General features: G+C 68.4%; 9 protein-coding genes. 5 read left to right on the top strand and 4 right to left on the bottom strand.

Going from position 1 to position 8850, the window contains the following annotated elements:
- The 3 genes from AC1VAN_RS04450 to AC1VAN_RS04440 all read left to right on the top strand — a co-directional run.
- On the top strand, nt 1-432 hold a 432-nt coding region (locus AC1VAN_RS04450; RefSeq protein ID WP_480985337.1), incomplete at its 5' end, for a YadA family autotransporter adhesin.
- A 62-nt stretch (nt 433-494) separates the two neighbouring features.
- Nucleotides 495-1331 (top strand): outer membrane protein assembly factor BamE, encoded by an 837-nt coding sequence (locus AC1VAN_RS04445; RefSeq protein WP_442251858.1) that lies wholly within the window; start codon nt 495-497, stop codon nt 1329-1331.
- A 121-nt stretch (nt 1332-1452) separates the two neighbouring features.
- On the top strand, nt 1453-1743 hold the full coding sequence (locus AC1VAN_RS04440; protein WP_170929478.1) for a DUF6959 family protein: 291 nt from the start codon (nt 1453-1455) through the stop codon (nt 1741-1743).
- Between the two features lie 85 nt (nt 1744-1828).
- Here AC1VAN_RS04440 and AC1VAN_RS04435 read toward each other — a convergent pair whose 3' ends face one another.
- Nucleotides 1829-2656, bottom strand: coding sequence for a class I SAM-dependent methyltransferase (locus tag AC1VAN_RS04435; RefSeq protein WP_442251856.1), 828 nt, complete (start codon nt 2654-2656; stop codon nt 1829-1831).
- A gap of 64 nt (nt 2657-2720) precedes the next feature.
- Here AC1VAN_RS04435 and AC1VAN_RS04430 point away from each other — a divergent pair, with 64 nt between their 5' ends.
- Nucleotides 2721-3125 carry a MerR family transcriptional regulator gene (locus AC1VAN_RS04430; protein ID WP_442251867.1) on the top strand — a complete coding sequence of 135 codons (405 nt, stop codon included), beginning with the start codon at nt 2721-2723 and terminating at the stop codon, nt 3123-3125.
- Nucleotides 3126-3140: 15 nt separating this feature from the next.
- Here AC1VAN_RS04430 and AC1VAN_RS04425 read toward each other — a convergent pair whose 3' ends face one another.
- The 3 genes from AC1VAN_RS04425 to AC1VAN_RS04415 all read right to left on the bottom strand — a co-directional run bounded on the left by AC1VAN_RS04425 (nt 3141) and on the right by AC1VAN_RS04415 (nt 7853).
- A complete protein-coding gene (locus AC1VAN_RS04425; protein ID WP_480985336.1) occupies nt 3141-3857 on the bottom strand; it encodes an MgtC/SapB family protein in 717 nt (238 codons plus the stop codon).
- Nucleotides 3858-3941: 84 nt separating this feature from the next.
- Nucleotides 3942-5708 carry a chloride channel protein gene (locus AC1VAN_RS04420; protein WP_442251855.1) on the bottom strand — a complete coding sequence of 589 codons (1767 nt, stop codon included), beginning with the start codon at nt 5706-5708 and terminating at the stop codon, nt 3942-3944.
- 63 nt (nt 5709-5771) lie between these two features.
- Nucleotides 5772-7853: a TonB-dependent receptor family protein gene (locus AC1VAN_RS04415; RefSeq protein WP_480985335.1), complete on the bottom strand. Its 2082-nt coding sequence runs from the start codon at nt 7851-7853 to the stop codon at nt 5772-5774.
- Nucleotides 7854-7984: 131 nt separating this feature from the next.
- On the opposite strand from AC1VAN_RS04415, the gene AC1VAN_RS04410 reads away from it, so the two are divergent.
- Nucleotides 7985-8850, top strand: an 866-nt coding sequence (locus tag AC1VAN_RS04410; protein WP_480985334.1) for a M14 family metallopeptidase, incomplete at its 3' end; no start/stop codon positions are given.

Raw genomic sequence — 8850 nt, 5'->3', positions numbered from 1 at the left:
ACCAACTACAACAGCGTGACCCTGGGCAGCACCAGCAGCGGCCCGACCACGGTGCGCAACGTCGCTGCCGGCACCGCCGGTACCGACGCGGTCAACGTCGACCAGCTGAAGTCGGGCATGGCGCAGACCCTGGACTGGTCCAAGGCCTACACCGATGAGCGCATGGGCGGCTTCGAACGCGACCTGCGCAAGACCGACAACCGCGCCTCGGCCGGTATCGCCTCGGCGATGGCAACCGCATCGCTGCCGCAGCCCAGCGAAGCCGGCCGCAACATGGCCTCGATCGCCGCCGGCAGCTACAACGGCGAATCCGGCGTGGCCTTGGGCATCTCCGGTGTCTCCGAGGGCGGTCGCTGGATCTACAAGTTCAGTGGTTCCACCAACAGCCGCGGCGAGGCCGGTGTGGCCGTCGGTGCCGGCATCCAGTGGTGATCGCCTGCGCCGGGTCGCATTCGCGGCCCGGCGCAGCGGGCAACGTCTACAGGGGGAATGACATGAAACCGCATCGCATCGCTCGCAGTGGCCGCGTCGCCGCCACGCTGGGCCTGATCCTGGCCGCGGGGCTGCTGGTTGCCTGCCGCAGCCACGCACCGGCCGCCGACGGCCCCGCCGACAGCCCCGCCGTCACCTTCCCGGAGGCCAGCAAGGCATCGCTGAAGGAAGGCATCTATCCGGATATCGCCGACCTGCGCCGGTTCGCACCGGGCATGAGCAAGCGCCAGCTGTACACGTTGCTCGGCACCCCGCACTTCAACGAAGGCATGTGGGGCGTGCGCGAGTGGAACTACCTGTTCAACTTCCGCACCGCACAGGGCGCGGAGTACTTCACCTGCCAGTTCCAGGTGCGCTTCGACAACAAGGGCATCGCCCAGGGCGGCTACTGGAAGCCTGAATCGTGCGCAGCGGTCCTCGACCCGCCGCGTCCGCCGCCACCGCCGGCGCCGGCGCCCTTGCCGGAGCAGCCGCTGCGGCTGGCTGCCGATGCACTGTTCGGCTTCGACAGTGCCGTACTCAGTGCCAGCGGCCAGCAGGCCGTGCAGGGTGTACTGGCGCAGGTGCGTGAGGCCAGCCAGGTGCAGTCGATCCAGGTGGTCGGCTACACCGACCGCATCGGCAGCGCTGCCTACAACCAGACGCTGTCGCAGCGACGTGCCGAGGCGGTGCGCATGGCGCTGGTACAGGGCGGCGTATCCGCGGCGAGCATCAGCGCTGAAGGGCGGGGTGCGGCCGAACCGCTGGTGCAGTGCGACCAGCGCAACCGGCGCGAACTGATCGCCTGCCTGGCGCCCAATCGCCGGGTGCAGATCGCGGGCGTGGCCCGGTCGCACTGAATCCCCGCGYCGGGGCGTGCCCCGGCATCCCGAGTCCCCCCTGTTCTGCCGGCAGGACGTGGAAACGTCTCCCCCGTTTTCCACGCCTGCCGGTGGGCAGGTTTCTTCCCTGGTGCACCTGATGAATGCCCAATTCCTGCCCTTGTCCATGAAGACGGAAGCCACTCTCAGCGTGTACGGCCAGCTCGGCAACCATGCGGTCGTGCGCATTCCCGGGCGCCGGCTGCCGGGCCTCATCCTGCAGGCCGACACCGTTGCCGGCTTCCTCACCCAGCTGCAGGAAGCACAGGCGTGCCTGCGCAGCGGCCGCGCGCAGCGTGCCGACGCCGAGCTGGACATGCTGGTCGACATGCTCGAGCAGTGGTACGCGCTCATCGAATCGCGCCTGGCCGATGCCGGCGAGGCCTTGTAGAGAAACAGGGGACGGAGGGGATCAAGTCGTGTCCCGCACAACCGGGGCATGAACGACTTGATCCCCTCCGTCCCCTTTTCTGTTGCTATGCGCGGGCGCGGATCATCCAGCAGGCGGTTTCCACCCGCACACGGTCACCGTCGATGAACGGTGCGAACGCGGTCAGCGCCTGCTGCAGCAGCGCTTCGGCGCGTTCGGCCGGCAACGCACGCAGGGCCAGACCCACAGGTCCGAGCTGGCCGACGTAGCTGGCCAGCGCATCACGGCTGAGGAAGCAGGTGAGGTCCAGCGGCGCGATGTCCACGTCCTGCCATCCGGCACGCTGCAGCAGCCGGCGCACCCGTTCGCCATCGGCGAAAGCGAACTGCCCCGGTGCACCGGGTACCCGCGCCGGCAGCACCAGCTGGTCTGCAAGGGCGCGCTCGGCGGTGGTCATGAACGGATTCTCCTGCGCGCTGCGCCAGGCGATGCAGCGCAGGCCCGCGCCCGTTCGGGCGGCACGGTGCAGGTTGGCGAAGGCGGCCTGCGTGTCCTCGAAGAACATCACCCCGAAGCGCGACTGGATCCAATCGTAGTGCGCCGTTGCGAAGGGATGGCGCTGGGCATCGGCAACGATGAAGTCGACCCCGCGCGCGATCGCGGCGGCGCGCTGGCGGGCCAGGCCAAGCATCGGTGCGGAGATGTCCACGCCCGTGCAATGGGCGTCAGGGCGTGCTGCGGCGGCGCTCAGCGTACTGGCGCCGGTGCCGCAGCCCACGTCCAGCAGTTCCGTGACGGTAACCGGCAGCTCGTCGCGCAGGGCATCGGCCATCGGTTGGAACAGGCCGTCCAGCAGGGTCTGCTGCGCGACCCAGTTCTCGCCGGCGGCGCCGTTCCAGAGCGTGTTCTGATCGAGCGGGAGTGAATCGTCCATGGGCTTGCCTTGCGCGGGGAGTGCGACCATGGTGGCGCTTGAAGCCCACTTGAGGTCAAGCACGATGCAGGAACTGGATATCGGTGAGGTGGTCCGCCGCAGTGGCGTGCCGGCCTCGACGCTGCGCTACTACGAGCAGCTCGGCCTGTTGCAGGTACTGGGGCGTCGCGGCCTGCGCCGGCAGTACCACGAGCAGGTGCTGGAACGGCTGGCACTGATCGGCCTGGGACAATCGGCAGGCCTGTCGCTGCAGCAGATCGGCGCAGCGATGCCGCAGGGGGCAGGGCTTGCACTGGATCGCACGGCATTGCTGGCCCGGGCCGATGCGCTGCAGCTGCAGATCCGCAGATTGCAGCGGGCGCAGGATCGGCTGCGGCGGGCTGCCGCCTGTCCACACGCCGAGGATGCTCGGCGCTGCGTGTCGTTCCGCAGGTTGCTGCGAGCGCAGCAGCACGTAGCGCGCGGATGAACTGCCGACACCCGCTCAATCGCGGGTGCTGACTTCCCAGGTGGCATGCAGCACGCCCGGCACCTGTTCCATCCGCGCCAGCACCACGTCCAGTTCGTCGGCGCTGACCGCGGTGCTGACCAGCACTGCGATCACATCAGTGGGCGCATCKGCGTGCTCCACCAGTTGCACGTCGCCAACGGGGTACTGCGCGGCTTCCAGCGCATCGACCAGGCGCTCGCGCACGCGCGGTACCGCGTCGGCATCCACGCTCAGGCGCACTTCGTAGGTCGCTTCGCTGGCGGCTTCGTTGATCGGGATGCGGTTGATCGCGTTCACCAGTGGCCGCAGCAGGGTATTGCCGGCGATGATCAGCACGGTCAGCAGCACGCCTTCGGCCAGCATGTCCGCGCCGGTGCAGCTGCCCACGGCAGCCGAGCACCACAGCGTCGCGGCGGTGTTCAGGCCGCGCACGTTCATGCCTTCCTTCATGATCACGCCGGCGCCGAGGAAGCCGACGCCCGAGACGACGTAGGAGATGACCCGCACGGCCTCGGCGCTGCCGGCGATGCGCATGCCCAGGTCAACGAAGGCGGCAGCGCCGACAGCCACCAGCACGTTGGTGCGCAGGCCAGCGGTGCGTTGCCGGTACTGGCGTTCGGCGCCGATCAGGGTGCCGAGCACGAACGCCGCCAGCAGGCTGACCACGGTGTCGGCGAACGGGYCGGGCTGGAAGGTTTCAATGAAGCGCATGGCCGCAGTCTACCTCCCGCAGGTGACAGTAGAACCACGCCACGCGTGGAGGGGCAGGGGGCATCATCCACGCGTGGCGTGGATCTACTCGTCGACGCGCTCGCCCATCATTTCGCGCTGGCGCTTGTCCAGTTCCTCCGCATAGCGCTTGCGCACGAATGCTTCAGACACCACGCCCAGCACCTGGCCATCGTCGGCCACCACCGCCAGCTCGTCGGCCTGGGTCTGGTCGAACCGCTGCATCACGGTCACCACGTCGGCGCTGGTGGCAAGGGCCACGTCGCGGTTCTCGGCGAACGTACCTACGACGTCCTCGGGCTTCACGCCGTCGCCGAACAGGCGCGGAATCTGCACGATGCCAGCGTAGTGGCCTTCACTGTCGATCAGGATCACCCGGCTGCCCGAGCCCAGCGGGAAGCGCTGGCGGAAGGCGGCGGCATCGAGGTCGGCCGAGGCGGTGGCCACACCCTTGCGCATCATCCGCCCGGCATTGAGGTTGTGCACCCAGCCGATGTCACGCGCGCTCTTGATGGTTTCCCCGCGCAGGTGCATGCGCCAGGTCGAGAAGGAATAGCCGAACCACTGCCGCACCAGGGTGCTGGACACCAGCACGGCGCTCATCACCACGCTGGTCAGCAGGAAGTCGTGGGTGCCTTCCAGTACCAGCATGGCCATGGTCATCGGCGCGCCAACCACCGCCGCGGCCAGTGCAGCCATRCCTGCCAGCGCGGCCGACGTGGCGTCGACCACCGGGACGCCGGTGGCCATCGCCAGCAGCCCCGCAAACAGCGTGCCGACCAGGGTGCCCATGAACAGCGAGGCGAAGAACAGTCCGCCGCGGAAACCGAAGCCCAGCGAAATGCCGGAGGCCAGGCATTTCAGCGTCAGCAGCCCGCCGATCCAGATCAGCGGCAGATGGGTGGTCAGGTCCAGGTGCAGCGCTCCGTGGCCGGACGACAGCACCTGCGGGCTGGCCAGCGCCAGCGGAATCAGCAGCAGGCCGCCCACCACCGGGCGCCCCCACAACGGCAATGGGCTGCGCTTGACCGTGCCCTCGATGGAGGCGATCAGGCGCATCACCACGATGCCGACCATCGCACAGCAGCAGCCGAGCAGGCCGTAGATCGCATAGTCGGCTGCGCGCACGTCGATGGTCGATGCCGCCGGCAGCAGATAGGCGTCCACGCCTGCCTGGTCGGCAACGAAGGCGCCGGCCAGTGCGGCCACCGCAACCGGCGCCAGCGCCGCCGGCGTATAGGCACCGATGACGATCTCGAAGGCGTAGAAGGCCCCGGCCAGCGGTGCACCGAAGGCCGCGGCGATCGCACCGGCCGCGCCAGCACCGACCAGGATGCGCACGTCGTTGCGGCGCAGGCGCATCACCCGCCCCAGCTGCGAACCGCTGCCGGCGCCCATCTGCGTGTATGACGCTTCCAGTCCGACCGAAGCACCGCAGCCATTGGAGACCAGGGTCTGGGTCAACACGATCAGGTTGTCGCGCATCGACATGCGGCCGCCATGCAGTGCATTGGCTTCCACGGCATCCAGCAGGGGGCGTTTCAGGCGCGTGGCAGCCAGGCTGACCAGGCCCACCCCCAGGCCACCCAGCGGCAGCACCAGCAGGGCAGTCCAGGTCAAAGCGGGCAGCGAGCTCAGGCGCATGCCCTCGTCCAGCCCATACAACGCCGTCTGCAGGGTGCGTGCCAGCCCAGCCTGCAACAGGGTCAGGCCGCCGGCGATCAGCCCGACCACCAGCGCCAGGGCGATGAACCACAGGTCGCTGCCGCGCAGGCGCAGGCGCAGGCCCTGGAAGGCCAGATGCAGGCGCGATGGCGAAGCGGTGGAGGACATGGTGGCGGCATGATACGCCGCCACCGTGAGCGCTACCGTCACCGCATCAGGCGGTTGCCATGCTCAGAAGCGGTAGCGGCCCTGCACGTAGAACGTGCGCGGCGCGGCCACCATGCGCCCGGCATTGCCATCCACGTTGCGGGTGTACCAGCGCTTGTCGGCCAGGTTGTTCACGCCCACCGCGACCTCGCTGTCGGCCAGCCAGGGCAGCTGCCAGGCGGCCTGCGCGTTCCACAGGCGTACGCCGGGTACACGGCCTACGCGCGCGTCGGCGGCTTCTTCCCAGGTGTTGGCGGCATCGGAGAACTGGCCGCTCTGGTGGGTGCTGGACACGTTGAAGGTCCAGCCGGCCAGCGCATAACGGGCGCCGACGCTGTCGGTATCGCGCGCGTAGAACGGCACATCCAGGCCGCGGTTGTCGCCGGACTGCTGGATGGCCTTGGTCCAGGTGTAGTTCGCGTACAGTTCCAGCCCGGCCAGCGCGCTGCTTTCGGCAAAGCGGTACTCGATCGCGCTTTCCACGCCCTTGTGGTCGGTGGCGCCGATGTTCTGGAAGGTGGGCGGGGTGATGCCCGGCACCTGCAGGATCTGGTTGTCGAAGCGCATCTTGAACACGGTCACTTCCGCACGCAGCGCGCCATCCTGCCAACGCGCGCCCAGCTCGGTGGTCCTGGCGATTTCCGGGTTCAGCGGATTGGTCGCGCTCTGCGAGTTCAACTGGATGTTCTGCACCGGTCCGAACGAGGTGGTGTAGTTGCCGAACACGGTCAGCTGCGGGGTCAACAGGTAGGCGACGTTGAGCGAGGGCAGGGCCTTGTCGTTGCGGCTGCTGAAGGTCGCGCCGCCGCCGGCCTGGCGGCGGTCCATGTCGATCCACTCCATGCGCACGCCGGGCGTGATCCGCCACTGACCGATGGCGATGYGGTCATCAACATAGAACGAGTGCGCATCGGTGGCGTTGTCGAAGCGGGTGGTCGCGCCGGTCGCACCGGTACGGCGGGTAACGGTGTAGCTGCGGTCGTTGCCGCGCTCGCGCAGGAAGCGGTAGCCGGCGGTGATGTCGTGCACGCTGCTGCCCCAGTGCAGGCGCTGGGTGTAGCGTGGCTCGATGCCGAGCACACGGTAGTCGCGCGGCTGCACCGTGATCTGTGTGTTGGCCGCGTTGATCAGCGAACTGGCCCGGTTGCTTTCGTTGTAATACGCCAGCACCTCGAACTCGCTGTTCTCCGACAGCGTGTTGGTGTAGCCCAGGTCGATGCCGGTGCGATGGCCCTTCCAGAAGTCGGACGGGCGGGTGTTCTGGAACGGATCGGCCTGGTACTGGGCGCGGGTCAGGCCGCCCGGAGTCAGAGAACGCACGTCGTAGTACGACAGCTTGGCGCGCAGTTCCTGCTGTGCGTCGATGGCATAGGCGAACTTCAGCGCCAGATCATCGAAGCGGTCATCGCTGCCCTGGCGCCAGCCGCGGCCGTCCTGCCCCGAATAGAGCAGGGCCATGCCCAGGCCGTTGTCGGCGGTGCCGCCGAGGAACGCGTTGTACTGGGTGCTGTCGCCGCCGCCGTGATCGTAGGCGCTGTAGCGCACGCCGGCCTCGCCGTGCAGGCCGGGCGCAGTCGGAATCGCGCGGGTGCTGAAGTTGATGATGCCGCCGACATTCTGCGGCCCGTAGCGCACCGCACCGCCGCCGCGTACCACGTCGATCGATTCGATGTTGGCCAGGCTGGCCGGGGCGAAGGAGAGTTGTGGCTGGCCGTACGGCGCAACCGCCAGTGGCACGCCGTCCAGCAGGACGGTCGAGCGCGGCGAGTAGCGGCCGGTCAGGCCGCGCACGCCGATGTTGAGCGAGACCGAGCTGCCAGCGGTGCCGGAGTTGTCGGTGACCTGCACGCCGGGAATGCGGCGCATGGCATCGCCCAGGCTGGCGGCGCCGCTGGCCTCGATGCGCTGGCGATCGACCACGGTACGCGCGCCAGCGAAGCTCTTGACGCTGTCGTGCAGGCCGGTGCCCAACCAACTGCCCGACACCTGGATGCTGTCGAGCGTGGTGGCGCTGTCCTGCGCGAGCGCGCTGGCGGCCGGAAACACGCACAGGGCGAGGGCGGCAGCCAGGGGCAGGCGGGCCGGTTGCTGGGCAGGGATAGGCATCGGTGCGGGGCGTGGAAGGTCGTAAATGAGAATTATTGCTGATTCCATTCGCCATTGGAATCGGTCCGCCGTTCAGCGCTTTGGCCCGGTGGTAAAGTGGCCGATTGCCTCCTGACCCGCTGAGAACTGCCATGTCCACTGCTGCTTTCTACCCCGTCGGTACCCCTGGCCAGCCGTGGGGCGTTGCGGAAAGGGAGCAGTGGCGTGCGCGCCAGCAGCGTCTGCGCCGTTACGRCGAGGAGGTGCTGCCGCGCATCGATGCACTGGCCGGGCACTTCGACAAGGTGGCCTACGGCCAGCTCGACTATGCAGGCGAGACCTACACCCTGTTCGCCCTGCGCAGCCGCGACTGGAACCCGGCGTTGCCGGCCGCGCTGGTGACCGGCGGCGTGCATGGCTACGAGACCAGTGGCGTAATGGGCGCGCTGGAGTTCCTCGAAAAACATGCCGCCCACTACGCCGGCAAGGCCAACCTTCTGGTCGCGCCGTGCGTGAATCCGTGGGGCTTCGAGCGCATCAACCGTTGGAACTTCGATGCGATCGACCCGAACCGCAATTTCCGCGCGGACGGCCCGGCCCGCGAATCGACGGCGCTGATCGAACTGATCGCACCGCTGAAGGGCCAGTTCGTGCTGCACATCGACCTGCACGAAACCACCGACAGCGACGAGAGCGAGTTCCGTCCCGCACTCGCCGCGCGCGATGGCAAGCCGTTCGAACCGGGCCTGATTCCCGATGGCTTCTACCTGGTGGACGACAGCGGGAATCCGCAGCCGGCCTTCCAGCAGGCCGTGGTCGCCGAAGTGGAGAAGGTGACCCATATCGCACCGGCCGACGACAAGGGCGAGATCATCGGTTCGCCAGTGGTCGCGCATGGTGTGATCGAGTACGCGCTGGTGCCGCTGGGCCTGTGCGCCGGCATCACCGGGGCGAAGTACACCACCACCACCGAGGTCTACCCGGACAGCCCCCGCGCGACGCCGCAGCAGTGCAACGA

The sequence above is a fragment of the Stenotrophomonas sp. 05L44_2 genome (assembly GCF_056665995.1).
Note: the sequence above shows the minus strand (reverse complement) of the source record. Positions and strands in the feature narration are given on the sequence as shown.

Excerpts from the sequence above, each read along its gene's own strand:
- AC1VAN_RS04445 (WP_442251858.1), top strand. The coding sequence starts at position 495 with ATGAAACCGCATCGCATCGCTCGCAGTGGCCGCGTCGCCGCCACGCTG.
- AC1VAN_RS04440 (WP_170929478.1), top strand. The coding sequence starts at position 1,453 with ATGAATGCCCAATTCCTGCCCTTGTCCATGAAGACGGAAGCCACTCTC.
- AC1VAN_RS04435 (WP_442251856.1), bottom strand. The coding sequence starts at position 2,656 with ATGGACGATTCACTCCCGCTCGATCAGAACACGCTCTGGAACGGCGCC.
- AC1VAN_RS04430 (WP_442251867.1), top strand. The coding sequence starts at position 2,721 with ATGCAGGAACTGGATATCGGTGAGGTGGTCCGCCGCAGTGGCGTGCCG.